Origin of the sequence: Algoriphagus marinus, assembly GCF_001936475.1 — a bacterium.
Taxonomy (GTDB): Bacteria; Bacteroidota; Bacteroidia; order Cytophagales; family Cyclobacteriaceae; genus Algoriphagus; species Algoriphagus marinus.
The window spans coordinates 102589-128437 of the sequence record NZ_MSPQ01000003.1; the positions used below are offsets into that span (position 1 = coordinate 102589).

The 25849-nt window shown below is 40.2% G+C and carries 24 protein-coding genes; 16 read left to right on the forward strand and 8 right to left on the reverse strand.

Features of this window, described 5'->3' with window-relative positions:
• Positions 1 to 43 precede the first annotated feature (43 nt).
• Entirely contained in the window at positions 44 to 1885 is a 1842-nt protein-coding gene (glmS, locus tag BVC88_RS07210; protein WP_075349992.1) for a glutamine--fructose-6-phosphate transaminase (isomerizing), read from the forward strand.
• Positions 1886 to 1915: 30 nt separating this feature from the next.
• Here glmS and BVC88_RS07215 read toward each other — a convergent pair whose 3' ends face one another.
• Positions 1916 to 2140: a Kazal-type serine protease inhibitor family protein gene (locus tag BVC88_RS07215; protein ID WP_075349993.1), complete on the reverse strand. Its 225-nt coding sequence runs from the start codon at positions 2138 to 2140 to the stop codon at positions 1916 to 1918.
• Between the two features lie 263 nt (positions 2141 to 2403).
• Here BVC88_RS07215 and prfA point away from each other — a divergent pair, with 263 nt between their 5' ends.
• Together prfA and BVC88_RS07225 are read left to right on the forward strand one after the other, a co-directional pair.
• Positions 2404 to 3480, forward strand: coding sequence for a peptide chain release factor 1 (gene prfA / locus BVC88_RS07220; RefSeq protein ID WP_075349994.1), 1077 nt, complete (start codon positions 2404 to 2406; stop codon positions 3478 to 3480).
• Between the two features lie 84 nt (positions 3481 to 3564).
• Positions 3565 to 4089, forward strand: a complete 525-nt coding sequence (locus BVC88_RS07225) for a GNAT family N-acetyltransferase (RefSeq protein WP_075349995.1) — start codon at positions 3565 to 3567, stop codon at positions 4087 to 4089.
• A 6-nt stretch (positions 4090 to 4095) separates the two neighbouring features.
• On the opposite strand, the gene BVC88_RS07230 is transcribed toward BVC88_RS07225, so the two are convergent.
• Complete coding sequence (locus BVC88_RS07230) at positions 4096 to 6828, reverse strand: YCF48-related protein (RefSeq protein ID WP_175574388.1); 2733 nt, start codon at positions 6826 to 6828, stop codon at positions 4096 to 4098.
• 223 nt (positions 6829 to 7051) lie between these two features.
• Between BVC88_RS07230 and BVC88_RS07235 the strand changes: the two genes are divergently transcribed.
• The 6 genes from BVC88_RS07235 to BVC88_RS07260 all read left to right on the forward strand — a co-directional run bounded on the left by BVC88_RS07235 (position 7052) and on the right by BVC88_RS07260 (position 12943).
• A complete protein-coding gene (locus BVC88_RS07235; RefSeq protein WP_075350175.1) occupies positions 7052 to 7705 on the forward strand; it encodes a Tll0287-like domain-containing protein in 654 nt (217 codons plus the stop codon).
• A 67-nt stretch (positions 7706 to 7772) separates the two neighbouring features.
• On the forward strand, positions 7773 to 8753 hold the full coding sequence (locus BVC88_RS07240) for a formylglycine-generating enzyme family protein (protein WP_075349997.1): 981 nt from the start codon (positions 7773 to 7775) through the stop codon (positions 8751 to 8753).
• Between the two features lie 18 nt (positions 8754 to 8771).
• Positions 8772 to 10085: a Gfo/Idh/MocA family protein gene (locus BVC88_RS07245; RefSeq protein ID WP_075349998.1), complete on the forward strand. Its 1314-nt coding sequence runs from the start codon at positions 8772 to 8774 to the stop codon at positions 10083 to 10085.
• A gap of 3 nt (positions 10086 to 10088) precedes the next feature.
• A complete protein-coding gene (locus BVC88_RS07250) occupies positions 10089 to 11003 on the forward strand; it encodes a hydroxypyruvate isomerase family protein (RefSeq protein WP_075349999.1) in 915 nt (304 codons plus the stop codon).
• Positions 11004 to 11010: 7 nt separating this feature from the next.
• A complete protein-coding gene (locus BVC88_RS07255) occupies positions 11011 to 12042 on the forward strand; it encodes a WD40/YVTN/BNR-like repeat-containing protein (protein ID WP_075350000.1) in 1032 nt (343 codons plus the stop codon).
• A 163-nt stretch (positions 12043 to 12205) separates the two neighbouring features.
• Positions 12206 to 12943, forward strand: a complete 738-nt coding sequence (locus BVC88_RS07260; protein ID WP_075350001.1) for a 1-(5-phosphoribosyl)-5-[(5-phosphoribosylamino)methylideneamino]imidazole-4-carboxamide isomerase — start codon at positions 12206 to 12208, stop codon at positions 12941 to 12943.
• 43 nt (positions 12944 to 12986) lie between these two features.
• On the opposite strand, the gene BVC88_RS07265 is transcribed toward BVC88_RS07260, so the two are convergent.
• Positions 12987 to 13337, reverse strand: a complete 351-nt coding sequence (locus BVC88_RS07265) for a hypothetical protein (RefSeq protein ID WP_075350002.1) — start codon at positions 13335 to 13337, stop codon at positions 12987 to 12989.
• A 74-nt stretch (positions 13338 to 13411) separates the two neighbouring features.
• On the opposite strand from BVC88_RS07265, the gene BVC88_RS07270 reads away from it, so the two are divergent.
• Positions 13412 to 13750, forward strand: coding sequence for a tRNA-binding protein (locus BVC88_RS07270; RefSeq protein ID WP_075350003.1), 339 nt, complete (start codon positions 13412 to 13414; stop codon positions 13748 to 13750).
• Here the strand turns inward: BVC88_RS07270 and BVC88_RS07275 are convergent.
• The 3 genes from BVC88_RS07275 to bshA all read right to left on the reverse strand — a co-directional run bounded on the left by BVC88_RS07275 (position 13747) and on the right by bshA (position 16512).
• The gene (locus tag BVC88_RS07275) at positions 13747 to 14580 is read right to left on the reverse strand and encodes a Rossmann-fold NAD(P)-binding domain-containing protein (RefSeq protein WP_075350176.1); all 834 of its coding nucleotides are present in this window, start codon (positions 14578 to 14580) and stop codon (positions 13747 to 13749) included. The genes BVC88_RS07270 and BVC88_RS07275 overlap by 4 nt on opposite strands.
• Positions 14581 to 14627: 47 nt before the next feature.
• Entirely contained in the window at positions 14628 to 15254 is a 627-nt protein-coding gene (locus tag BVC88_RS07280) for a sterol desaturase family protein (RefSeq protein WP_075350004.1), read from the reverse strand.
• Between the two features lie 121 nt (positions 15255 to 15375).
• Positions 15376 to 16512, reverse strand: a complete 1137-nt coding sequence (gene bshA, locus BVC88_RS07285; RefSeq protein ID WP_075350005.1) for an N-acetyl-alpha-D-glucosaminyl L-malate synthase BshA — start codon at positions 16510 to 16512, stop codon at positions 15376 to 15378.
• Between the two features lie 381 nt (positions 16513 to 16893).
• Between bshA and BVC88_RS21530 the strand changes: the two genes are divergently transcribed.
• Positions 16894 to 17511: a hypothetical protein gene (locus BVC88_RS21530; RefSeq protein ID WP_245803613.1), complete on the forward strand. Its 618-nt coding sequence runs from the start codon at positions 16894 to 16896 to the stop codon at positions 17509 to 17511.
• Positions 17512 to 17565: 54 nt separating this feature from the next.
• A complete protein-coding gene (locus tag BVC88_RS21535; protein WP_262481235.1) occupies positions 17566 to 18060 on the forward strand; it encodes a M24 family metallopeptidase in 495 nt (164 codons plus the stop codon).
• A 54-nt stretch (positions 18061 to 18114) separates the two neighbouring features.
• Here the strand turns inward: BVC88_RS21535 and BVC88_RS07295 are convergent, their stop codons facing one another.
• Positions 18115 to 21075 carry a glycoside hydrolase family 3 N-terminal domain-containing protein gene (locus BVC88_RS07295; protein ID WP_075350006.1) on the reverse strand — a complete coding sequence of 987 codons (2961 nt, stop codon included), beginning with the start codon at positions 21073 to 21075 and terminating at the stop codon, positions 18115 to 18117.
• 267 nt (positions 21076 to 21342) lie between these two features.
• Here BVC88_RS07295 and BVC88_RS07300 point away from each other — a divergent pair, with 267 nt between their 5' ends.
• The 4 genes from BVC88_RS07300 to BVC88_RS07315 are packed head-to-tail and all read left to right on the forward strand — an operon-like array spanning position 21343 to position 25321.
• Positions 21343 to 21747 (forward strand): hypothetical protein, encoded by a 405-nt coding sequence (locus BVC88_RS07300; protein ID WP_075350007.1) that lies wholly within the window; start codon positions 21343 to 21345, stop codon positions 21745 to 21747.
• Positions 21740 to 23593, forward strand: a complete 1854-nt coding sequence (gene mutL / locus BVC88_RS07305; protein ID WP_075350008.1) for a DNA mismatch repair endonuclease MutL — start codon at positions 21740 to 21742, stop codon at positions 23591 to 23593. The genes BVC88_RS07300 and mutL overlap by 8 nt, the downstream gene beginning before the upstream one ends.
• 1 nt (position 23594) lies before the next feature.
• The gene (locus tag BVC88_RS07310; RefSeq protein WP_075350009.1) at positions 23595 to 24386 is read left to right on the forward strand and encodes a rhomboid family intramembrane serine protease; all 792 of its coding nucleotides are present in this window, start codon (positions 23595 to 23597) and stop codon (positions 24384 to 24386) included.
• Between the two features lie 2 nt (positions 24387 to 24388).
• On the forward strand, positions 24389 to 25321 hold the full coding sequence (locus tag BVC88_RS07315) for a rhomboid family protein (protein WP_075350010.1): 933 nt from the start codon (positions 24389 to 24391) through the stop codon (positions 25319 to 25321).
• A gap of 17 nt (positions 25322 to 25338) precedes the next feature.
• On the opposite strand, the gene BVC88_RS07320 is transcribed toward BVC88_RS07315, so the two are convergent.
• Entirely contained in the window at positions 25339 to 25815 is a 477-nt protein-coding gene (locus BVC88_RS07320) for a hypothetical protein (protein ID WP_075350011.1), read from the reverse strand.
• Between the last annotated feature and the right edge of the window lie 34 nt (positions 25816 to 25849).

Genomic DNA, 25849 nt, shown 5'->3' on the forward strand with positions numbered 1-25849 from the left:
GTTTCTTTGTAGAAGTAAATAAAAAGCTAAAAAATTTTTCAATATGTGTGGAATTGTTGCGTACGTTGGTCAGCAGGAAGCCTTGCCAATCATCATCAAAGGTTTAAGAAGATTAGAATACAGAGGTTATGATAGTGCGGGTGTAGCGCTATTAGATTCCAATGGCTTGAGTATTTATAAAAAGAAAGGGAAGGTTTCCGAATTGGAAAAACATCTGGAATCTTCGTTTGATTTGACTTCGAAGATAGGTATTGGTCATACCCGATGGGCTACTCATGGTGAACCGAATGATGCAAACGCTCATCCGCATTACTCTTCTTCTGAGAAAATAGCTATGATCCACAATGGGATCATCGAAAACTACGAGGTGTTGAAAAAGGACCTTGAGAAGAAAGGCTACACCTTCCAGTCAGATACGGATACTGAGGTCTTTATTAAGTTTATCGAAGATATTCAAATCAACAATCACTGTAGTCTTGAAGAAGCACTTCGACTTGCACTACACAAGGTAGTAGGAGCATATGCGATCGTATTGATCAATAAAGAGGAGCCTGATACGCTTATCGCTGCAAGAAAAGGTTCTCCTTTGGTGATAGGAGTTGGAGAAGATGAGTACTTCTTAGCATCTGATGCTACACCGATTATCGAATACACTAATAAGGTCATTTATCTAGATGATTATGAAATTGCAGTAATTCGGAATAATAGACTTCAAGTTAAAACCATTGAAAATGTAGAGACTAGTCCCTACATCAATCAATTGGAAATGGAGCTTGAGGCAATCGAAAAAGGCGGTTACGAGCATTTCATGTTAAAGGAAATCTATGAGCAGCCAAAATCAATTGCGGATTGCCTTAGAGGAAGACTGGATGCAAAATCTGGAAGATTGGTTCTTGGTGGTCTTCGTGACTACATGAATAAATTCCAAAATGCAGAACGAATCATTATCACTGCTTGCGGTACTTCTTGGCACGCAGGCTTAGTTGCCGAATACTTGTTTGAAGAGTTTGCAAGAGTACCTGTGGAGGTGGAATATGCATCGGAATTTCGATACAGAAATCCAGTAATCAGCGAAAAAGATTTTGTTATTGCTATTTCACAATCCGGAGAAACCGCAGATACTTTAGCTGCAATTGAGCTTGCAAAGTCAAAAGGCGCAACAATTTTTGGAGTATGTAATGTTGTGGGTTCTTCGATTCCTAGAGCTACCCATGCTGGATCTTACACGCACGCTGGACCAGAAATTGGAGTAGCTTCTACCAAAGCGTTCACAGCTCAAATTTCTGTTTTGGCGATGATGGCTTTGAAACTAGGTTATCAAAGAGGGACTCTACCTGAAAACAGATACATTCAATTGCTAAACGAGCTTGAGGCTATACCAAGTAAAGTTGAGAAGGCTTTGCAAAGTAATGAAGCGATCAAATACATTGCAGGAGAATACAAAAATGTTAGAAATGCGCTTTATCTGGGAAGAGGATACAATTTCCCGGTTGCTTTAGAAGGAGCCTTGAAGTTGAAAGAGATTTCATACATCCATGCTGAAGGATATCCAGCAGCAGAGATGAAGCATGGTCCGATTGCATTAATTGATGAGGAAATGCCGGTGATTTTTATTGCGACTCAAGACAGCTCTTATGAAAAAGTAGTTAGCAATATCCAAGAAGTAAAAGCCAGAAAAGGAAAAGTTATTGCCGTTGTTACCGAAGGTGATACACAGGTAAAAGCAATGGCTGACCACGTGATAGAAATTCCAGCAACTCATGAGGCCTTTGCTCCTTTAGTTTCAGTGGTGCCACTTCAGCTACTATCCTATCACATTGCTGTGATGAGAGGTTGCAACGTGGATCAACCAAGGAATTTAGCCAAGTCAGTTACTGTAGAATAAATTTCAAAGGCTATCGATTCGATAGCCTTTTTACTTGCATTCTCCTAAAGTCCAGGATTTGACCCCGGCAAGATCAGCTGAACAGGCATTACTATACGTTTTTAGATCACAGCCACAAACGGGATTGTAATCCGTTGTGCAAATACCTGTCCTAATCTTTTCAGGGTCAATGCAATCGTCAATGGGCTTTTGATCTTCACATTGGAATGCTGAAATAGATATCAGTAGAAAAACGAAAAAGGAGAGTTTTTTCAAAATGAGAAGTTATTTAATATGTATATCCGCTTTTCTGCCAGTAAATAGCTAAAAGCAATAAAAGAAGGGGTTAAAGCTAGCATCGATGCTGCTTCGGTCACCGGTCTTCCGTCTTCTAGCCAAATGAGCAAAGAATTTTAGGTTACTGGCAAGATTGCGGATAATCAGATTATTTAATTACTCCATTGAAACGCAGTAATCGAATGTCAGTTTAGAATTAGCACAAATAAAAATTCCTATTTTTGTAGAGCGAAGAAAAAACTATGCTGGATAAATTACAAGCTATTAAAGAACGATTTGAGGAAGTTGGTCAATTGATCGTAATGCCGGAGTCTATGGCAGATATGAGTAAGTATGCCAAGCTCAACAAAGAATATAAGGATTTGGAAAAAATCGTAAAGATCTACGATGAATACGTGCTTGTCTTACAAAACTTAACCAGTTCGAAGGAAATTTTAGATACTGAAAAAGACGCTGAATTTCGCGAAATGGCGAAGGCTGAATTGGAAGAACTACGACCTAGGAAAATTGAGTTGGAAGAAGAGTTAAAACAACTTTTGATTCCCAAAGATCCCAATGACTCCAAAGATTGTATTCTGGAAATCCGTGGAGGAGCAGGAGGAGATGAGGCGTCCATTTTTGCCGGTGATCTTTTTAGAATGTATGAGCGATTCTGTGAATTGCAGGGTTGGAAACTGACAGTACTTGATTTGACTTTTGGGACAGCTGGTGGCTATAAAGAAATCATTGCCACCGTTTCGGGAGCAGATGTATATGGGATGCTAAAGTACGAATCAGGTGTTCATCGAGTGCAGCGTGTTCCGGCCACAGAATCCCAAGGACGAGTGCACACCTCTGCGGCCTCAGTTGCGGTGCTTCCTGAGATGGATGAGGTGGAAGTCAATATAGATATGAATGACGTACGAAAAGACACTTACTGTTCTTCTGGCCCTGGTGGTCAGTCGGTAAATACAACCTATTCAGCTGTTCGATTGACCCACAATCCAACTGGGTTAGTAGTAACTTGCCAGGATGAAAAGTCTCAAATCAAAAACTTTGAAAAGGCACTAAAAGTCCTTCGCTCTAGGCTTTATGAGATTGAATTGGCAAAGCATAATGACGCAGTAGGTGCCCAACGGAAGTCTATGGTAGGAAGTGGTGATCGCTCGGATAAAATCCGGACTTATAATTATCCTCAGTCAAGGGTGACAGATCATAGGATCAATAAGACAGTCTATAACCTACCTGAGGTCATGGATGGGCAAATTGGTGAATTTATATCCGCATTGAGGTTTGCAGAAAACCTTGAAAAAATGCAGACAAGCGGGATTGAAGAATAGGTATACAATTTGTATAAAATCCCTTAGAAATTTATTTTTTCTAAGAATAGCCTATTATCTTGAACAATTAACAATCAAACTTTTATGATTATTACTGGAGAACGAGGAATCAATTTGGTGAGCTGGAATGAAGCTCATTTTCATCAGCTCTATCCACTGGCTAATAATCCCAAGATTGCTATGAATCTACGCGATAGCTATCCTCAGCCCTATACCATTCATGATGCGAGGCACTGGATTGAGCATAATCAAAAATTCAATCCTCCTCAAAATTTTGCAATTGAATTTGAAGGTAAGCTAGCAGGATCTGTAGGCTCAGAGCGAGGTAAGGATGAGCTTAGAACGAATATGGAGTTAGGCTTTTGGGTAGGCGAGCCTTTTTGGGGCAAAGGAATTGCCACAGAAGCAATTAAACTTTACTCAGATTTTATATTTCAAAAATTCGATATACAGCGAATCTATGCTCAAGTATATGATTTCAATGGTCAATCGATGAGCGTATTAGAAAAGGCAGGCTACTTCCCTGAAGCTATTTTGAAAAAAGCGTTTATTAAAAATGGGATTGTAGGGGATATTTTTCAGTATGTGAGAATTCGAGGAGAGCAATAATCATCATCAATTCACAATTACTTTGTATTGGCTTATTGAGTTCTTGCTCTGAAGCTGAATGATGTATAGCCCCTTTTTTAAATTCTCTATTCGAATCCGATCTATAGTTCCTGTTTGCTGAAATGATTGGATTTCTTGACTTATAGAGTTTACCAAGAGTAGTGATTCCCAACTAGAGGAGCCTTCAAATTCAATGAAAATTATCCCGGAGGAAGGATTGGGATAAATCTTAATTCCTGTGATTTCTTTTTCTGGCAGAGCTGTGATGATATTTACATTTACATCAAGAACTCTGGTAACTCCCTCATTACATTCATTTTGAGGGGTCACTTTCAGTTGAAAATCCCCTTCATTTTGCCACGTCACTAAAACTCGATTTGAGCCCTGACCTTGTTCAATGATGCCTTCGCCTGAAATTTCCCATATAAAATTGACTTCATTTTGAAGTTCGACTTCATAGAATTGATCTCCAAGCCCTGTCTGGGATTCACCTACAATCTCACTAGGTTGAGGGGGGGCTGCTGTTACCAAGATAGGAAGCTCGATAGGGTTAGACTTTCCACAGATATTCTCTTGGGTTACTGAAACTAGCTGATTCCCCTCCAAGGACCATTCCACTAAGATCGACGCACTTCCCTGACCTGAAGTAATCTCGCCTCCGGTGACTGTCCAACTATAAGTGACACCTGATTTGACAGGGACAGAGTAAGAATAAACGGATTCTTTACAGACTTTACCATCCCCGGTAATTTGTAGTTCAGAAGATGCCAAATCATCCACCAATACTTCCATAAAGGAAGTTTCACCATTACCACAGAAGTTTTGTCTGCTGACAAAAACTCCGTTTTTACCAGGAATAGTCCACATTACTTCAATTTCACTGCTTCCTTGACCGGCTACAATAATTCCTCCATCGACCCTCCATACCAATTCAGAGCCATCAACTGGGCTATCCAAAATCGAATATTTTTGCATTGTTAGACAGCTATTCTGGGCACCAATTACTTCGCTCACATCTGTAGGAGGAACACATCTGTAATTCAGAATTGTACCATCTTCACCGACAGCAAATGCAACGACCGGGTTGCCTGCGCTTACTGAAGTCAGGTTTCTGGTTGTCCCACTGGGAATTTCAACCCAAGTCTCTCCACCGTCTTTGGTTTGGAGTGTTTTTCCATTGTCGCCCACTACGAATCCAATGAATTCGTCCCAAAAATCTACAGAATTTAGATTCTCAGTTTCTTCCAATTCAATCCTTCTCCACGTCCTAGCTTTATCCTCTGACTTCAAAATCACCCCTGCATCTCCTACAATTATTGCGGTGGAAGAATCCACTTTAGCAAGCGCATTCAAATTTTCGGAGGTAAGTTTTGGAAGATTTTCCCAGACGTTTCCACCGTTTGACCAGCTGATTTGACCATTATCTCCCATTGCAAAACCAACTTGAAAATCGAAGAAAGTTATATCGCGAAGGTTTTCCGAGGTGTTGGTTGCAATGTTTGAATCCCAAGTGCCTCCTGAATCAAATGATCTTGCGATGTAGCCATTACTTCCTGCAATGTAAGCGACAGATGGAGCAAAAAGGTAAAAGCCATTAATAGTTTCACTAGTTTGAGCTGGGACAGAAACCCAGCTTGATCCACTATTCCCAGTTCGATACATTTTGCCTCCTTCTCCTGATACATATCCAAAAGAAGTATTCCAAAAATCAAGACTCACTTGATTCAAACTTTCCGGTAAGGGCCTACTGGTAAGACTTACCGCTCCATTTGTAGTTAAGAAAAATTGGCCATTTTCCCCTGAAATCAGGCCAGCTCTATCTGATTTGAAATCGGTGCCTGAGAAATTGTTCCTTATTCCTGCGAGTCTTTGAGTATAGCTGCTTCCAGCATTAGTTGAGCTTATTAAATAACCATCCTGACCTATTGCCATCACCAAATTGGAGCTAGGTTTGAAGGCAAGAGCTATCAAATCTCTTTGATTTGTTGCCCCAAGGTTTACCTTAGCGAAACTCGCTCCAGAATTGGTGGATCGTAAGGCGGTAGCATTTTCTCCAACTATAGTTATGATTCTAATGTCTATCGGACTGATGGATACTTTTCTCAGTTCGGTAGTTACGTTTGAGGGCGCGGCCGTCCATGATTCACCTCCATTGATGGTTTTCAGTATTGTCCCTTGATCTCCTACCGCATACCCGATTAGGGCTGTGGAGAAAGTTATCCCTTTCAGGTTTTGAGATTGTCCGGAATTAATTGAAATCCATTGTAATCCCCCATCGTAAGTCCGAAGGATTTTCCCTTCATTTGATGCTACAAAGGCAGTATCCTGATTGACGACAAATAGGTCGTTTAAATTAAGGTTTGATCCAGAGAGAATAGAACTCCAAGTCTGGCCTGCATCTTCGGAGCGAAAAATTAGCCCGTTTTCACCAATGGCTATAATCTTGGTCGAGTTTGAAAAAGCGATACTCAATAAATTGGAAGTGGTGGGAGGACTGATTTTTATCCAATTCCCACCACCATCACTGGTTCTAAAAATCAATCCATTTTCTCCTACAGCGACTCCAAGGTCCTTATCCCAAAAATCCACGTCCTTTAGTTTCCCTTCAAAGGTTATCGGATATTCTTTCCAAGAGATTCCACCGTCTATGGTTCGAATTATTAAATTTTCCCCTACAATAAATCCTAATTCGGAATCTACCCAGTTTATGGATTCAAAGTCTAGTCCCCAACTTTGCATACGAGTCCAAGTTTGCGCCCAGAGGGAAATGGAACCAATAAAAAATAAGCAAAATAGAAGTAAGAATTTTCGCATTCTTTAGATTCAGGGATTTCAAACAAAAATACGTGATTTTGCTAGTTGTCAAAGTGGTATCTTGATATAGCTCGTTTAAAAGGCTGATTATGGATTTCTATTTTGATCCGAGATTTGTAGCTTTAGAAGAATAGAAATGATAAGAAAAATGAAAGTATTAGTAAAACTGATTATTCCTGCACTTTTAATTTCTTCCTGCGGTCCTCAGGAGCGAGTTTCAAAAGAGGTATTTGAGGCAGTAAATGAGAAGATGGAAGTGAAAAAACTTTCAGATTTTGAAATTGTGCAGGAAGCAATGATCTGGGGAGATTCGATTGCTACCGAAGCTCAAGTTCAATTGATCTCCAATCTGCAAAAAGCAATCGCTGACAAAGGAGTAGACGGTGCAGTTGAATTTTGTAATGTGAATGCTACTCCTCTTCTGAATGAAGTTGCTGAAAAATATAACGTCAGCATTCGTAGGGCTTCAAATCGATACCGCAACCCGGCTGATCAACCCAACGAAGACGAGCAGCCACTGCTGGAAGCCTATGAATACAATGCGGAAAATGGGATCAAGAGCGAACCCAGTATTCAAAAAGTAGAGAATGGTGATGTATTGTTATATACTAAAGCAATTGTAATTCCAGGTGCCTTTTGTCTGAGTTGTCACGGTGATCCAAGTAAGGAAATAGATTCCAAAACGCTTCAAAAGATTGATTCCATCTATCCGAATGATAAAGCCAAAGGTCATCAAATTGGTGATTTAAGGGGAATGTGGTCTATTCGAATACCAAAAAAAGAAGTTGTAAACCGATTATAAATCCCTTTGCACAAATCTGGATAAAATTTCTTAGCATCTAGTTGTATTTCAATTACCTATCAAACATATGAGTACTTTTCAAAGAACTTTTATTTTTCTGGGATTCTTGGGTTTTGCTGGCTATCTGGTCAGTTTCATTTCAAATAGGAGCTCTCTTTTTGAAGCCTATACCCAGAAAATTCCTGGTACTCAAGTGACTTTTGATATGACTCCTATCCCAGAAGGTGAGTTTCTAATGGGAAATGATGATTCTAATAACCAAGATGAAAAACCCGCTCATAAGGTAAAATTAGATGCCTTTTGGATGGGTACTCATGAAGTCAATTGGGAAGCTTTCGAGCTTTTTTTGGATAAAAATTATGAGTTAGCTATCTCTGAGGAGCCGATAGGAGAGATTGTGGATGGATTAAGTAGACCAAGTTTACCCTATCTGGACATGACTTTTGGAATGGGAAAAGAAGGAAAACCTGCAGTTGGTATGACCCAATATGGAGCTATTCAATATTGTCATTGGCTCTACCTGAAGACTGGTATTTTTTATAGACTCCCGACAGAGGCCGAGTGGGAATATGCTGCAAAAGCAGGGTCCAATTCTAGGTTTTTCTTTGGAGATGATCCAAGTCAGCTAATTGATTATGCCTGGATCAAAGAAAATTCAAAAGAATCTACCCAGAAAATCGGTACCAAAAAGCCAAATCCTTGGGGTCTTTATGATATCTATGGGAATGTTTTGGAATGGACGTATGATCTCTATGATCCTGAGTTTTATAAGAAATCAAATTCCCTAAACCCTCAGAACCCTCCGGTAAAACTCTATTCTAGAGTGGTAAGAGGAGGAAGTTTTGCTACAGCTGCAGATGAGCTTAGCGCTACAAAGCGTTTTCAAACCTCTCCGGACTGGAAGCGCATTGACCCTCAAATCCCAAAAAGCCAATGGTGGTTTCCAGAAGCTCCCTTTTTGGGAATTAGGTTAGTGAGACCGCTCAATCCACCTTCGCCAGAATTAATTAAGAACTATTATACCGCAAGCCCAATAACTGATTATTAAACCTAAAATAACCCAATCATGAAAAACTCTAATTCCCGCAGAGACTTTATCAAAACCGGAGCCTTGGTGACCGGTGGAGTCCTTGCATCCCCATTTGTTCTTCCAGGCGCATACGCTGCTCCTGTAAATGAGCTCAAACTTGCCGTCATAGGATGTGGCGGAAGAGGAACTGGTGCAGTATTCCAGGCAATGGAAACGGGTCATCCCATCAAGCTGGTTGCGATGGCAGATGCTTTTAGAGACCGATTAGATAATAGCCATAAATTGATTTTAGAAAAATATGGCGCAGCTAAAGTAGCTGTTTCTGAGGAAATGAAATTAGTGGGATTCGATGGTTACAAAGAAGCAATTGCAGCTGCTGATGTGGTGATTTTGGCTACACCTCCTGGTTTTAGGCCAATGCATTTTGAAGAAGCTGTCAAGCAAGGCAAGCAGATATTTATGGAAAAACCAGTAGCTACAGATGCAGCTGGTATCCGGAGAGTATTGAAAGCTGCTGAGGAAGCAAAGGCTAAAAAGCTTAATGTAGTGGTTGGCTTGCAGCGCCATTATCAGAATAATTATCGGGATACTATCGCCAAGATCCATGACGGTGCAATCGGTGAAATTACCGGAGGGCAAGTGTACTGGAATGATGGCGGTGTCTGGGTAAGAGAGCGTCAACCGGGACAGACTGAAATGGAATACCAAATGCGCAACTGGTATTATTTCAATTGGCTTTGTGGAGATCACATCACGGAGCAGCATGTGCATAATATTGATGTGGCTAACTGGGTTAAGAAAGGATATCCTGTAAAAGCGGAAGGTACTGGAGGGAGATTAGTGAGAACTGGAAAGGAGCATGGAGAAATCTTCGATCACCACGTGGTATCGTTTACCTATGAAGATGGTTCTGTCATTCATAGCGAATGCCGCCATTTTCCAGGAGCTGCCAATCGGGTAGACGAGACATTTCAAGGCACCAATGGGCGAGCTTATCTAAGTGCAGGGAACCATGGTATTTTGACGGATTGGAAGGGGAAGGAACTCTACAATCACTCAAGAGAAAATCAGCCCAACCCATATCAGCAAGAGCATGACGAGCTTTGGGCTACGCTTTTCAAAGGAGAATATAAATTTGCAGACGCAGAGAATGCCGCCAAAAGCACGATGACCTCTATTATGGGACGTTATGCCACCTATTCTGGAAAACCATTGACTTGGGATGAAGCCTTAAACGGTTCTGTGGATCTTTTTCCGGAGAAATTGGCTTGGGATGCGATGCCAAAAATTTTACCAGGACCAGACGGTTATTACCCACATGCAATTCCAGGAAAAACTAAAGTGATCTAGGCTATGAAAAGAAGAGGATTTATAAAAAAAATAGGACTGGGAGGAGCTGTTTTGGGAGTTTCCGGTGCCACTAGCATTCCCTCTTTTGCGGGCAATAGTGCTGAGCCTACATTTAACATGGACTTTGCACCACATTTTGGAATGTTCAAAAATTCAGCTCCCGGAGGGATTTTTGATGAGTTGAGATTTATGGCTGATCAGGGATTTAGATCCTTAGAGGATAATGGTCTGCTTAAAAGATCTGTTGAGGATCAAACTAAAATAGGGAACATGCTCTCCGAGTTAGGCATGAGGATGGGCGTTTTTGTAGTAGATGGCGGAGATAATTGGAAAACATCTCTTACAACTGGGAAGCAAGAGTTTATAGATACTTTTCTCGCTACTTGCCGCCAATCAGTTGAGGCAGCCAAGCGAGTCAATGCTAAATGGATGACTGTGGTCCCTGGATTCTTTGATCGTAGTTTACCCATTGGCATTCAGACTGGGCATGTAATAGAGGCGCTTAGAAGAGGTGCTGAGATTTTTGAGCCACATGGCCTTGTAATGGTTCTGGAGCCACTGAGTGACACCCCGGAGCTCTTTCTGAGACATGCTGATCAAAGCCATATGATTTGTAAAGCTGTAGCTAGTCCTAGTTGCAAGATTCTGTATGATATCTATCATATGCAGCGGAATGAGGGAAATTTGATTGCTACTATGGATAAAACCTGGGATGAAATAGCTTATATCCAAATCGGCGATAATCCTGGACGAAAGGAGCCAGGTTCAGGAGAAATCAATTTTGAGAATGTCTTTAAATTTATTCATGAAAAAGGGTTCAAAGGAGTGATGGGTATGGAGCATGGAAATGCTGGTCCGGGAATAGATGGTGAAAAAGCTCTAATTGCTGCATATAGAAAAGTTGATATAAAGAATTAAATAAAGAATGAGACAAATTTTAATAGCGCTTTCCTTTTTAGGAGCGCTTTTTTCCTGTTCAAACAATACCGAACCAATCCCAGAAGCACCAATAGGATGGGAAGTATTTCAAACTCCCGTCAAATCTTCATTGCGTGGACTTTCTCCATTGACTAAAGATATTGCCTGGGCGAGTGGCAGTAAGGGTACTTGGCTGCGAACTTTAGATGGTGGAAAAACCTGGGATCATGGAGTAATTGCGGGATTGGATACTGTCGATTTTAGATCAATTCACGCATTTGATGCTGAAAATGCTGTTGCAGTTTCTGCTGGTCAGCCGGCAGTAATCTATCGAACATCAGATGGTGGTAAAACCTGGGAGTTGAAGCATCAGGAAAGTGAGCAGGCATTTTTAGACGGAATTTCCTTTGCCAACCAGGACACCGGTTATGTGATTGGTGATCCAGTGAATGGTAAATGGACTATATTAAAGACAGTAAATAAGGGGGAGACTTGGTATTCTCTGCTGAATCTTCCGGAGGCGGCAGTTGGTGAAGCAGGTTTTGCTGCAAGCGCGAGCTCTTTACTGGCAATTGAGGAGATGTTAATTTTAGGAAGTGGAGGGTCTGAGGCTAATCTCTATATTTCTGAAAATGGAGGAGATCAATGGAGAAAGTATAATTCCATTTTAATTCAAGGCGAAAGTTCTCAGGGCATATTTGCAGTTACAGCCATCGGGAAAAATCAATTCTTCGCCTTAGGGGGAGACTACTTAAAAGAAAATGATTCGATTAAAAATTCCGGAAAATTTGTTCTGGACCTAGAGGAATGGATTCAAGTAGGGAGTTCTCCTAAAGGGTATCGTTCTGGTGTGACATTTTTTCCAGGATTGGATTGGTTAATAACGGTGGGACCTAGTGGCTCCGATTTTTCAAAAGATAGTGGAGTCTCTTGGCAAAATTTCTCTCAAGAAGGATTTCATTCTGTGAAAATCGGTCACACAGAAGCCTCAATTTGGGCTTCAGGAGCTAATGGAAAAGTTGCTAAATTGAAATATTGAAAATAAAAACCAAGATTTATTATAGTATATTCGATTTACCGGATTATTTATTCAAAAATCTGAAAGAATAGATTTGAAGTTTTACAGAAGAATCTTATCCTGTATTATCTTTGAATACCTGTTTTAAAAACCAATACTAATAATTTAGCAAAACCCCACTGTAATGTTTGAAATAGTCCCTTCGATTTGGTTAATTAATGGAAAATGTGTCCGCTTAAAGCGTGGTGACTTCTCCACTGAGAAGGTGATTTCGGATAATCCCCTTGAAATTGCCCAAGCTTTTGAGTCCATCGGTCTGAAGCGGATTCACTTGGTTGATCTTGACGGCGCAAGAAGAGGTGAGCCGAAAAATTATCATATTTTAGAAACAATTACGGGATACACAGATCTCAAAGTTGACTTCACAGGAGGAATTACAACCGACGGAGACGTAATCAAGTCTTTTGAATTTGGAGCTGCTACTATTACTGTAAGTTCTATTGCAGCGAATAATCCTGAGCGCTTTGCGCAATTTTTACTTTCCTATGGTAGGGAAAAAATAAATTTAGCTGCCGACGTCAATCCGGCAGATGAGAAAATCAAAATAAGAGGTTGGTTAAAAAAGACTGAAATTGATCTTTTTGATCACATTGAATTCTTTCACGAGCGAGGATTAAAATACTTAAAATGCTCTGATGTGACTCGTGACGGGATAGCAGAAGGTCCAAATTTTGTCCTTTTTCAAAAAATAAGAGATCGTTTTCCATCAATCCATTTAGCTGCCAGTGGTGGAGTAAGGGGTATAGACGATTTCAGGAAGCTTAAAGAAATGGGAATTAAAGCCGCAGTTTTTGGAAGAGCTTATTACGAAGGACTTATTTCATTAGAAGAGTTGGAAAAATTTAATTCTGAGAACATATAAAAAAAGAGGCTTTAAGCCTCTTTTTTTATATGTTCTAAATTTTTCAATCTGCTTTGAACTTGTCAACTATATAAAGAAAAATATTGAAGTTTAGAGTTGAAGGTGCTGGTTCGGTCTTTTTGCCCTCACCCACTAATGGATTTTCTTTTTTTACCGTTGCTCCTTTTTGAATTACAACAGTCTGTTTGGGATTTAAAATAGCTCCCGCAGGACTACCTTCCAAGAGGTTGATATTATTGTCTTGATTAACTCTATCCGAAGGTTTTAAAATCTCTGATTCGACTTTTCCTAAGTCTTCTTGAGCGAAAGAAACTTCCGGCAAAAAGCAAAAACCCAGAACAGCAATGCCGAAAAAGGTGATTTTTTTGAAAGGGAATATGGATGAATCCGTCATTTTTAAAATTTCTAGTCTTGTTGTTTAACTTTGACTTTTCGAAAAGGTTTCTAAAATTAGTAAAAATATCCACTATGCAAACGATTGATTACGAAGATTTCGAAAAAATAGACCTTAGAGTCGGTACTATCGTCAAAGCGGAGAACTTTGAAAAAGCAAGAAAGCCAGCTTATAAAATTTGGGTGGATCTGGGAGAGGATGTTGGGATTAAAAAATCCTCAGCTCAAATTACAGATTATTATCAAATTGACGATTTGATCGGTCGTCAGGTTGTTTGCGTATGTAATTTCAAGCCTCGTCAAATTGCTGATTTTATGTCCGAAGTATTGGTTACAGGATTTTTAGCATCCGGTGGCGGTGTTATACTTACGTCTGTGGAGCGGACGGTTCCAAATGGAGCAAAGCTCCATTAAATTCTTTCATTTAGATCGTATTCGAAGTCTAAAGGATTTGGTTTTATAAATTGGTAGCCAAAGTCCTGAATTTTTTGGGAAGATATCAGCCGGTCTAAGATACTATTCCCAGGAGAATAACTTTTGGGAGGGTCTAATCCATATTCTATTGCATTCCTTTCATAAATCTCCTTTCTAAAAGGATGAAAAGGTGCTACACCATTGAATGTTTCGTTCCATAGTCCTTTCAAGATTACCCATTCGACTATTCCAATTGCATCGAGGATGTGGATAAAATTTACTCGGGTATGTCCTATTACATTTTGTTTACCGGCAAAATATTTCCCCGGAATTCGATTCCCACCCATCAGACCACCAAACCTTATGATTGTAAGGTCATAGTTTTTTTCATTTTGAAAAAGAGCTTCACCCTTGAATTGGGTTTTATTTCCCGTGTTTTCCAGATTGAGGGATTCAGATTCAAAATATTCTTTTTGTCTCGGATCTTCTGGATAAATACTTGTGCTGGAGATGAAAACAATCTTCTTCACCTTTGAATTGGTTACCATGCTTTTTAGGTATTTCAATTGTTCGAGGTAAAAGTCTCCAGATTGCTGCCTTGATTTTGGGGGAATTGTAATAATTAAAATGTCTACATCAAATAAAGGGGCGAATCCTAATCCTATTGGATGAGGTGCCATTTCAAACTGAACTGAAGTAATACCCAGTTTTTGAATCCTATCTCTTTTTTCTAAGCTAGTGGTACTACCGATTACTGAAAACCCTTTTGATTGTAGTGATTTTGCCAGTGGAAGTCCTAGCCAACCAAGACCTATGATTGATACTTTCATTTTTGAAAATTGAATAAAAAAACCTCCCATTGGGGAGGTTTGAAATATTAGTCCTTTTTAGGCATCGTACCCAGAATGATATCCCATAGGGGTGTACTCACTCCAAAAGCAGAATCTGGATCTTTATAATGATGGATTGCATGATTTACCCATAAAGTTTTGAAGAAATTTTTTGGCGGTGGAAATGCATGCACGATGTAATGTACACCCAAATACGACGCATATCCCATCAAGAACCCAGGGAGAAAATAATAGGCTAAATCACCCATAATTAATTTAAAGATCAAATAGAGAATCGCTGCATAAGCAGCACTTACAAAAGGTGGCATCGCTAATCGATCTTTGTCCTTTGGATAATCATGGTGAACTCCGTGAATGCTATACTGAACTTTATCTTTGATCGGCGTATTTGGTTCCATATGGAAAAAATACTTATGCATGAAATATTCCACAAAAGTAAAAAAGATAAATCCTGCGATTAATAATAATATTCCTGTTCCAAGAAAAGTACTAGTCTCAGTATAGGCAATGTAAAATGATATTACAGCCATCACTAGAAACATAGTGATAGGTATAGAAATATGAGTTCTCGAAATCCTTTCAAGAATAGGGTTGGAGAACATGTGGGCGGAGCCAAAATTATCTGGCTTTTCCAATCTTCCAATCTTTTTCATATGCAACTTTAATGACTTAAGTAATAATTCGTATTTCCCTAAAAAAGGTTTTTCTAATCACAAAGGTAAGGTAAATCGACTTTTAATAGGAATGATTTATCTCATTATAATCTATCTCTGATCAAATTTGAGCCATGGTCAGTTCAATAGTCCGATGATAGTAAGCCACGTATTTTGGCAAAATCTCAGAAATATCAAATTCTTTTGCCCTTGCCAATGCATTTGCTTTGAATGTAGATAGGTTTTTGTCATCAAGAATATACAGTGCTTTTTCTTTCATATCCTGTACGTCACCCACATTACAGGCATAGCCTGTTACCCCATCTACATTTAACTCAGGGATCCCACCTGCATTCGAAGTAAGAATTGGAACTTCACAAGCCATTGCTTCTAGCGCTGCAAGTCCGAAACTCTCTTTTTCGGAAGGCATCAAGAATAAATCTGCAACCGAAAGAACCTCCTCTACTGCATCAAGCTTACCCAAAAATCGGGTGTCTTCGCAGGTTCCCAATTCCCTACACAAACGTTCCATACGATCTCGCTCCGGACCATCACCTACAAGTAAAAGTTTAGCAGGAATCATTTTCCGTACCTCGAAAAAGACTCTGATCACATCTTCTACCCGTTTCACTTTTCGAAAATTGGATGTGTGAACCAATAGTTTTTCGCCATTAGGACAGATCGCTAATTTGAAATGCTCTTTTTTCTGTCTCTTAAATCGCTCTAGATCAATAAAATTAGGTATTACCTCAATGTCTCGAGTTACTTCAAAATGAGAATAAGTTTCTCGTTTCAAATCCTCTGATACGGATGTTACCCCATCTGATTGGTTAATACTGAATGTTACCACAGGCTCATAGCTTGGATCTTTTCCTACCAAAGTAATATCTGTACCGTGTAGTGTAGTCACCACAGGAATTTGAATTCCTTGAGTTTTTAAGATTTGCTTTGCCATGTATGCTGCAGAAGCATGAGGAATCGCATAATGTACATGAAGGAGATCCAATTTTTCATATTTCACTACGCTGACCATTTTACTTGCTAGTGCTAGTTCATAGGGAGCATGCTCGAAAAGTGGATAACTCTTAATGTCTACTTCATGATAAAATAGATTTTCACTAAAAAAATCTAACCTTGAAGGCTGTCTATAGGTGATGAAATGAATTTCATGGCCCAGTTTTGCCAAACCCTTCCCTAATTCAGTGGCGACTACTCCACTACCTCCAAAGGTGGGATAACAAACAATTCCTATTTTCATAATAATCTGGTGGTGCAGGTAAAATTGCTGTGTTAGTAACACGCATAAACCTTATTTTTGTTCAAATTAAAATTTTTTTATGGATCAACTAGAATACAGACCTCTCAAGTTTTTGGATTTACTCTATTTTTCCCTCTCCTGCATAGCTAATTTCAAGATTTTGAAGCATTCTATTTTCCAATTTATTTTATCTTCGAAATCAAAATAAATTCGAATATGAACAGACTTATCAATCTTGCTTTTTTGTTTCTCTTGGTTTTTCAGGCTTCCGACCCGCCTACCGAAAAGTAGAAAGTAACCCAGAATACTAAAAATCTTTGGTCAAATAATCCTTGGCCAGAAATCAGAAAGGAGCGAATTTCTGAATTACTACCTGAGGCTATGAAAACTGCCGGGGTAGACTGTTGGGTAAGTATCTGTAGAGAAAATAATAATGATCCTATTGCGAGTCATATTGGTGGGGAAAATGCCAGTGGTTCTGCAGTGTTTATTTTTTATCTCGATGAAGCGGGATTTCATTCGTTGGTTTTTTTTCCGGATGGAGAAGCTACAGCTCTCGATGAACTTGATATTCATGATACGGTTGTAAGAGTGGAGCGTGGCATGTCTACTCTTGATCAAGCAGCTGGCTTTATCAAGGAAAAGAATTTTTCTAACATTGCGATCAATACTTCCGCCTCAAACTCGCTCGCAGATGGGCTTACACATTCCCAGCATTTGGAACTTGAAAAAGCATTGGGTGTGGAAGCTTCTAAATTGGTTTCATCCACTGAGCTTGTCTATGAATGGCTCTCGATTAAGCTTCCTGCTGAAGTTGAAATCCTTAAACAAGCCGCAAAACTCGCTTCGGACTTCCAGTACGAAGCTTATCAAATGATAGAGCCCGGCAAAACCACAGATGCGGATGTCGCAAGATTTTTAAAATCAAAAATGGTTGAATATGGAGTTACTGACGCTTGGCATCCAGATCAAAAATCCAAATGTGAATTCTGGGCCTGATCGGGGTCATTCTCATGCCACAGATAAGGTGATTCAGGGCGGGGATGTGATTCAATTGATTTTGGAGTCAAGCTCTATGATATCTGGGTAAGTGATATTCAGCGATTTGGATATGTATTGAAAGATGGTGAAACAGAAGCTCCAGCCGATATCCAAAGCTATTGGAATCACGGTAAAGCTGGGAGTAGAGCAGCGCTTGCAGCAATGAAACCCGGGGTTAAAGGAGAAGATGTTGATCGGGCTCAACGTGATCTAATGGAAGCTGCAGGTTCAGAATATGTAATGTGGAGCACTGGCCATCCTGTCGGATATGTAGCACATGATGTGGGGCCGAATCTTGGAGGTTCGCAAAGCCCTACTCCCCGACCGGCTGCTCAAAAAGAATTAAAGGAGGGAATGACTTTCGCTTTCGATGGGTTTCATTGTTGGAAATTGCCTGATGGAAATACCAAAACCATATCTGTAGAGGAAATGGCAGTAGTCAATTCAGATGGTGCCACTTATCTGATCGAGCCACAAGAGGAACTGATTCTTGTAGGTAAAAAGTAAGTTTAAAATAAAGAAAGGCAGAAAATGAATATAATTTCTGCCTTTCTTGAATTTCTATTTTTTACTGAGCGCTTGATAAATGATATCGTGAATCTCTGTTCGAATACCTTCTTTCAATAATCTGGTATTGTTTCCGTCAGGATATACTCGATTGGAGAGGAAGACATAAATCAGGTTATTCTCTGGATCCGCCCACACACAAGTTCCTGTAAATCCGGTATGTCCAAAGGTACTTTTGGGAGCTAAGTCTCCGGCAGATCCTCCCTTTCCTTTTTCAGGGTCTGGTTTGTCCCAGCCCCAGCCTCTTCTACTCTGGGTGGATTGTCTTTTTGTAAATTCTGTTACTGTACCGCTTTTCATTAGACTGACATCTCCATAATAGCCTTTGTTCAGCATGAGCTGCATCATTACCGCGAGATCATTTGCTGTACCGAAAAGTCCGGCATGGCCAGCCACGCCTCCGTACATCGCGGCTCCTGGATCATGTACATATCCTTGAACTTGCCGCTTACGAAACGCTACGTCATTTTCTGTAGGAGCAATGTTGTCCAGTGGCATTTTGTTAAATGGATTGAAAGTCATGGTATAGAGACCTAGTGGAGCATAAAAGTTCTGCTCCAAAAACACTTCCATGGGTTGGTTGACAATTTTTTCCACTACTGCCTGCATAAAATACATGGTCAAATCAGAATAGACATATTTATGCTTGGCTGCTCCTGCTGGTTTTGCAGTGAGTTTGGATTCGATGGTCCAAGTCCAAATACTGTCTCGAAGTGCATCATTTCCAAACATATCGTTAGATACTGGACGAGAAAAACCTGGACTCGAAGTGGCATGAAAATATTCTGATTTCCAATTTCCCCCCTCTACAGTTTTTGCATAATGAGGAATAAACGCAACCAATCCCGCTTCATGGGCCATCACATCTTTGAGTACTAGTTTTTCTTTGTTAGTTCCTCTTAATTCCGGGAGATAATTTCCCAAGGTCTTATCCATATCCAATTCACCTCGGCTTTGAAGAAACATGACCGCCTGTGTAGTTGCCAAAACTTTAGTGATCGATGCCAAATCATATACTGTTTCTGAATTGACTTTTGGACTGTTTTTGTATTCTAGCTTCCCATAGGATCGCTCAAAGACTACTTTACCGTCCTTGACTACCAATACATTTGCTCCAGGAGTAGCTTGAATCCGAATGGCCTTTTCAGCCACTTCATCTATTTTATTTAAGATCTTGCTATCCAACCCTACACTCTCAGGAGTCCCATAAGAAAGTCTTTTCAAAGATTCCATGTAGCCACCCACTCCATAAGAATATTGGCTGCTAACTGTCACAGGGAGAATTCCTTCTGCAGGTCTGGCTCCGAAAAGGATCTGAGGCGCTAATTCTTGGGTAGTCTCATTATTTTCAAAGGCAAAGACTAAATTCCCCAGACCTTCCAAATGCTGAGAAGCATAGGCATTTCCAAATAATACTGTCACGACTTTTTGTCTTTTGGAAAGATCCCGGATCAATTGCACATCAGCATCTGCTATTCCAAATTTCCGCTTTGGACTATTAGTCACTCCCATCAGTCCCACCACTACCACATCGTAGTCTTCTAGTTGTTTTAAGGTGTTGTAATGTGTGGTTTCATTTGCCGCTTTCTGTATACTGAAGTGGTCAAACTTGGTATACTTCCCAAGGTATTTTTGAAACACTTTGCCATCATCACCGATACTCAGACTGGCAAAACTCTTGAGATCCAATTGCTTAAAAGGGATTAAATTGTCTTTATTGGAAGCTACTGTGATGGAGCTTGCATACAGTTTTTCTATGAGCTCGTCTGTTTTTGGAGTATGCAGTCGATCGTTTAGTTCAAAAGTTTTAATTGGAACATAATTATTAAGTCCAGACCAGTATTTTGCTTTTAAGATTTTTTTCACTCTCCGATCTATTTCAGACTCGCTGATGATTCCATCTTCCACAGCTTTTTTAATCATTGCCTTCGCCTTGGGCACGTCCATGGAATATAGTAAGACATCATTTCCTGCCAAAAGGGCCTTTAAATCTACCTCACCTGGAGCATTTGCTTTGGCCACTCCCCTCATATTTAATGCATCTGTGAAAACTAATCCTTGGAAATTCATCCTATTCTGAAGTAGGTCAGTGACCACTTTTTTTGAAAGGCTAGTAGCACTGTTGGCCTCGCTGTCCAGACTCGGGATATTTAAATGAGCCACCATGACAGACATGAGGTTTTCTTTGAAAAGCTCCTCATATGGATATAGATCTATATCCCAGATTCGCTGCTCAGGGTGCTTGATTACGGGAAGTGAATAGTGACTGTCAGCCTCCGTATCACCATGGCCAGGAAAATGCTTTGCGTTAGCGATTACCCCATTATCCTGAAGACCTTTCATGTAAGCGACGGCTTGTTTTGCAACCAGTTCCTTATCTCCTCCAAAAGCCCGATAGCCAATAACAGGGTTATCAGGATTGGAATTGACATCTACCACAGGTGCAAAATTGATATGCATCCGAAGCTCTTTGAATTGGCGGGCCATCTCTTCGCCCATTTCATAGATGAGTTTTTCATCTTGAATCGCTCCCAAAGTCATTGCCTTTGGAAAATCAGGTACAGAATCCAACCGCATTCCGATTCCCCACTCAGCATCCATTGCGATAAAAAGTGGAGTTTTAGCCTGAGCTTGGTAGAGATTAGTCAATCGGGCTTGCCGATCAGGGCCTCCCTGAAAAAATATCAGTCCTCCAAGATTTTCCGTCTTTATCAAATTAGTGATCTCGTCGACGTGCGCTTGATCTTTATTGGAGTAAGCCGCCACCATAAAAAGTTGACCAAGCCGCTCATCAAAAGTCAAACTTTGAAATACCGAATCAACCCAATTAGTCTGGGAAATCTGGTCAACGGAGATTAGTGGATCCTCGATTAGAAGTGATTCGTCGAGTTTCCCTGAAGAGAAAGTAAGAACAATAATACAGACGGCGAATACCCTCCAAAGCATGTTGCTCATGTATGAGTAAATTTTTAATTCGTAACTTTTAAAATAAATTTGTACGTCAACACTTTCATCATAACGGTCTTTGCCTGCTAAAAGTGATCATATAGGAATTTCGTACGGTAGAGTTCGTCCTAGAATAGATCAATATACTAAAGATAAGGCAACATAAAACCGTAAATCTGGTTAAAAAGGGTATAAATTTGATGTTTGGTCAATATCTTGGAACTTATGCCTTTGTTGACGTTTTACCTTATTGAGTTCCAATAAAATTCGAGAAAAATGAAATTCCCATCTGTCTTCCGTACTGCTGCCCCAATGCGTTTTGATATCAAGCCAAGATATTATGATCCTGTCAAAGAAGAAATTGACCAGCGCACCTCTCGGATCAAAAGGGAACTTCAAGCCGAGGGATTGATCAAAGATGGGGATGATGAATTAGGGTCTTATGGGGGAGGAATCAGGGGATCGTTTTCTCAATACCGAGGAATCAAAGAGCGATCCAGTCCAAATATATTTGCATCCACTGCAATGATCAGAACTTTCATTTTTTTGATTTTGCTGGGGTCAATTTTCGGCTATGTCTATCTCGGGCCGGTGATTTTTGAATATATGCTTTATGTTGCGCTGCTGATCGGAGCTGTTTATTTTTTCTTTAGGCTAAAACCCAAAAAGAAAAATGAGTGATATTATCCAACTTCTGCCTGATGCGATCGCAAATCAAATTGCGGCAGGGGAAGTAGTACAACGCCCAGCCTCGGCACTTAAAGAACTTTTGGAAAATGCCGTGGATGCGGGTGCAACTCAAATTCAAGTCGTTGTCAAAGAGGCCGGTAAGCAATTGATTCAGGTAATTGATAACGGAAAAGGAATGTCAGCTACTGATGCTCGGATGAGTTTTGAGCGACATGCGACTTCCAAAATCAGAAATTCTACTGATCTATTTACTATTCGTACATTCGGGTTTAGAGGAGAGGCCTTGGCTTCCATCGCTGCTGTCGCTCAAGTGGAATTGAAAACTAAGCAAGCAGAATCTGAGCTTGGGACATTGATTCAGATCGAAGGGTCTGAGGTGAAGAAGCAAGAACCATTCGCAGGAAATGTAGGTACTGCCGTTTCAATGAAAAACCTGTTTTATAATGTTCCTGCCAGAAGGAATTTCCTGAAATCTAATCCTGTAGAGATGCGGCATATCGTAGATGAATTTCAACGTGTGGCCCTTTCCTATTCTGAAATTGGATTTTCGCTTTTTCAGCAAGATTTGGAAGTATATAATCTTACCCCCGGGAAATTAAGCCATCGTATTGTCCAGCTTTTCGGAAAAAGCTACCAGGGACAGTTGGTTCCCTGCGAAGAACTTACGCCACATGTGAATGTAAAAGGCTATGTCGGCAAACCGGAAAATGCTAAAAAGACCCGCGGAGAGCAATTCTTTTTTGTCAACAATCGATATATCAAAAGCAGCTACCTGCATCATGCAGTTGGTAATGCTTTCGAAGGTCTGATCCAGCCGGATCAGCATCCTTTTTATGTTCTTTTTTTAGAAATAGACCCATCGCATATTGATATTAATGTGCATCCAACAAAAACGGAAATCAAATTTGACGATGAACGTACAGTCTACGCAGTGATCCGATCAGCTGTGAAGCAGGCCTTGGGTTCTCACCATGTAGTCCCTTCTATCGACTTTTCCTATGATGTGAATTTCAAAGAAAAATGGGATCAGGATCCATCTAAAAAGGAACAAGTTGATCGTGAGTATAGCTATAAAACTTTTAATACACCCGAATTTAAAAAGGCAAGTACCTCTGGCTGGGAAAAGCTATTTGAGAGTAATATCCCTGTGAATCAAGCGCAGGATTATACCAGAAAAATTGAAAGTGAGGAGACGGAAGTGCTCACATTTTCCAGTAAGGCTAATCCGGATCAGGTCCCTGATCGAATTCCACGCCCCTCATCTGAAGATTCTACCGGAACGACCTTTCAAGTGGAACTGAGTTATGTTGTCGCACAAATGTCGACAGGGATGCTTATAGTTGATCAGCAAGCTGCACATGAACGAGTTTTATACGAACGCTATCTGCGGCAATTGAAAATCGCCCAAGGACCATCTCAACAATGTCTTTTTCCCCCAATCATCGAACTCGGATCCTCTGATTTTGCATTGGTAAAAGATCTTTTGCCTGAGTTGCATAGTTTAGGGTTTATGGTTTCTGAATTTGGAAAAGACACGGTGATCATCCAGGGAGTTCCTGCGGATATTCAGGTGAAAAACGAAAAGGAGCTTTTTGAAGGATTATTAGAACAGTTTAAAAATTATAAAAGCGAGCTTTCCTTGGATAAAAGAGAAAACTTAGCTCGGTCTCTTGCTCGAAAATCTGCCCTGAAAAAGGGGCAGAAACTTACCCCCCAGGAAATGGAAACCCTCGTGGGACAATTATTTGCCTGTCAGAATCCTAATTTTGGTTTGGGAGGGAACAAATCTTTCGTCAAATTGGATTTAAGCAGTATTCATTCATTCTTCGGAAAATAGCATGTTTAGAAATATCACTCCAGTAGTACAAAATCTTTTGATAGCCAACGTTGCACTGTTTTTAGTAAGTGCGTTTTTATTTCCTCAGCTGAGTGATTGGTTTGCGCTGTACTATATACATAGCCAATATTTCAAACCATTTCAATTTCTGACTTACATGTTCATGCATGCTGATTTTTGGCATCTATTCAGCAATATGTTTGGACTTATGATCTTTGGTCCCCTATTGGAACAGTTTCTTGGGCCGAAAAAACTCTTGATTCTTTGGATGGTTTGTGGGGTAGGTTCAGGTGTTCTTTATTCCGGATATACTTCTTATCGGATGAATAACTTGCAGGATAAGGTTGAAGCATTTGAAAGTAATCCTGATCCCGATGCTTTTAACAAGCTGGTGGTTGAAAATCGTGGGTTTTTCCAAAGTTCCGTTTTTGATTTTGTAGATGACTTTAGCCGTAACCCTAATGATCCAAATAAAATCAGTCAGGCGAAACAGACATTGAATGCTATTTTAGAAATTCAGGGGAATGTCCCAATGGTTGGTGCTTCAGGAGCTTTATTTGGGGTTTTAATTGCTTTTGCAATGCTTTTCCCAAATACTCAGCTCTTTTTGCTTTTCCCTCCAATGCCGGTAAAAGCAAAATACTTGGTCTTATTTTATGGACTTTATACCATTTATAACGTAGTGGTAAACAACCCCACTGATAATGTGGCGCACTTTGCACACTTAAGTGGATTGGTGATCGGTGCGATCTTGGTTTACGGATGGAAAAAAGACAGAACTAATTTTTATTAAAAATGTACGGCGGTTTTTGGGATAATTTAAAAAATGCATTTAAGCATAGCGACAACAGTCTTTATAAACTGATTGCCATCAACTTACTGGTGTTCTTGGTCGTGATGGTCGCACGGGTGCTGATGACGATCGGTGGGGTGGGAGATTTGTATTCCAGTGCCCTGTCTTATTTGATGATGCCAGCGTCAGTTTCTCGGTTGATTTTTCAGCCATGGAGTATACTGACTTACATGTTTTTGCATGAAGGGATTTTCCATATTCTCTTCAATATGCTGTTCCTTTACTGGTTTGGACTCTTGATTAATCAGTATTTGGGTAGTCGCAAATTGGCAAATCTCTATATTCTTGGAGGTTTGGCAGGTGCTGTTTTTTATGTGTGGATCTACAATTTGGCACCGTATTTCAGCGGATCAGTTGATTCATCTTTGATGCTTGGGGCAAGTGCTGGAGTATTTGCAGTAGTGGTTGGAGCGGCGACATTGACTCCTAATACCACTTTTATGCTGATTCTTATCGGGCCTGTTAAGATCAAATACATCGCGATTTTCTACGTGATTCTTTCCTTCGCCAATTCTGCAGGAGCAAATGCAGGAGGTGAACTTGCGCATCTTGGAGGAGCTTTGCTTGGTTTCATTTACATCACACAGCTTCGAAAAGGGATTGATTGGGGGATTCCGGTTCAAAAAGTCGGGATCTTTTTTGAGAATTTTTTTGCCAGCCGAAAAGGAGTAAAAGTTTCCTACCGAAAAAAGAAAACATCGGCAGGATATGGATCTACTTTTTCAAAATCTTCCAAATCCAGTACTCCTGTGACTAGCAGTTCTGATGCGACTCAAGAAGAAATTGATCGGATTTTGGATAAGATTGCCGAGCGAGGATATGAAGCTTTAAACAAGGAAGAGAAACGGAAACTCTTCGAATTTTCGAAGAAATAACAGTTTTTGAGTCTTCCTTAAAGCGGGAAAGCAAACCCTACCCGAAAGCCTACTTCTTGCGGACTTGTACTCTGAAATTTGAACTCTGTACTTAATCCGACCCAATCTACAAGCCTGATATAGGCGCCAACTCCCACGTTTGCCCCATTGTAAGATCGCCTTACTCCAGCTCCATCTGGCTGTGAATTCTCCCAGCTTTGAGCGTATCCTGCCATAAAATAAAGTTGCGAAGGTCCCTCTGATACATAGTACCTGAGATCAGCATTGAAATTGCTCGATGTCCCTACAATGGGGAAGTTGCGAATGTAGCTTGGCATGATGGCAAAGTGATCCGCAAAGAAAAACTCAATCCCTGCACCTGCTCCGAAATTATTCCATCGAAGTCCATAAGTTCCCAACACATGCACTCGAGCATCTCCTTGATTCTGCGTTTGAGCCATACTCCCAAACGTGATCAAAAATATTCCAAAAAAAATCACCAAAGCCTTTTTCATTTCTTCCTGTTTAATTCGGTAAGAAATTAGGAGG

Excerpts from the sequence above, each read along its gene's own strand:
- BVC88_RS07265 (WP_075350002.1), bottom strand. The coding sequence starts at position 13,337 with ATGACGGATTCATCCATATTCCCTTTCAAAAAAATCACCTTTTTCGGC.
- BVC88_RS21530 (WP_245803613.1), top strand. The coding sequence starts at position 16,894 with ATGAAAACTGCCGGGGTAGACTGTTGGGTAAGTATCTGTAGAGAAAAT.
- BVC88_RS07235 (WP_075350175.1), top strand. The coding sequence starts at position 7,052 with ATGAAAGTATTAGTAAAACTGATTATTCCTGCACTTTTAATTTCTTCC.
- BVC88_RS07255 (WP_075350000.1), top strand. The coding sequence starts at position 11,011 with ATGAGACAAATTTTAATAGCGCTTTCCTTTTTAGGAGCGCTTTTTTCC.
- BVC88_RS07295 (WP_075350006.1), bottom strand. The coding sequence starts at position 21,075 with ATGAGCAACATGCTTTGGAGGGTATTCGCCGTCTGTATTATTGTTCTT.
- prfA (WP_075349994.1), top strand. The coding sequence starts at position 2,404 with ATGCTGGATAAATTACAAGCTATTAAAGAACGATTTGAGGAAGTTGGT.
- mutL (WP_075350008.1), top strand. The coding sequence starts at position 21,740 with ATGAGTGATATTATCCAACTTCTGCCTGATGCGATCGCAAATCAAATT.
- BVC88_RS07315 (WP_075350010.1), top strand. The coding sequence starts at position 24,389 with ATGTACGGCGGTTTTTGGGATAATTTAAAAAATGCATTTAAGCATAGC.
- BVC88_RS07230 (WP_175574388.1), bottom strand. The coding sequence starts at position 6,828 with ATGCAAAGTTGGGGACTAGACTTTGAATCCATAAACTGGGTAGATTCC.
- BVC88_RS07300 (WP_075350007.1), top strand. The coding sequence starts at position 21,343 with ATGAAATTCCCATCTGTCTTCCGTACTGCTGCCCCAATGCGTTTTGAT.
- BVC88_RS07250 (WP_075349999.1), top strand. The coding sequence starts at position 10,089 with ATGAAAAGAAGAGGATTTATAAAAAAAATAGGACTGGGAGGAGCTGTT.
- BVC88_RS07275 (WP_075350176.1), bottom strand. The coding sequence starts at position 14,580 with ATGAAAGTATCAATCATAGGTCTTGGTTGGCTAGGACTTCCACTGGCA.
- BVC88_RS07320 (WP_075350011.1), bottom strand. The coding sequence starts at position 25,815 with ATGAAAAAGGCTTTGGTGATTTTTTTTGGAATATTTTTGATCACGTTT.
- BVC88_RS07260 (WP_075350001.1), top strand. The coding sequence starts at position 12,206 with ATGTTTGAAATAGTCCCTTCGATTTGGTTAATTAATGGAAAATGTGTC.
- bshA (WP_075350005.1), bottom strand. The coding sequence starts at position 16,512 with ATGAAAATAGGAATTGTTTGTTATCCCACCTTTGGAGGTAGTGGAGTA.
- BVC88_RS07280 (WP_075350004.1), bottom strand. The coding sequence starts at position 15,254 with ATGAAAAAGATTGGAAGATTGGAAAAGCCAGATAATTTTGGCTCCGCC.
- glmS (WP_075349992.1), top strand. The coding sequence starts at position 44 with ATGTGTGGAATTGTTGCGTACGTTGGTCAGCAGGAAGCCTTGCCAATC.
- BVC88_RS07225 (WP_075349995.1), top strand. The coding sequence starts at position 3,565 with ATGATTATTACTGGAGAACGAGGAATCAATTTGGTGAGCTGGAATGAA.
- BVC88_RS07310 (WP_075350009.1), top strand. The coding sequence starts at position 23,595 with ATGTTTAGAAATATCACTCCAGTAGTACAAAATCTTTTGATAGCCAAC.
- BVC88_RS07240 (WP_075349997.1), top strand. The coding sequence starts at position 7,773 with ATGAGTACTTTTCAAAGAACTTTTATTTTTCTGGGATTCTTGGGTTTT.
- BVC88_RS07245 (WP_075349998.1), top strand. The coding sequence starts at position 8,772 with ATGAAAAACTCTAATTCCCGCAGAGACTTTATCAAAACCGGAGCCTTG.
- BVC88_RS07270 (WP_075350003.1), top strand. The coding sequence starts at position 13,412 with ATGCAAACGATTGATTACGAAGATTTCGAAAAAATAGACCTTAGAGTC.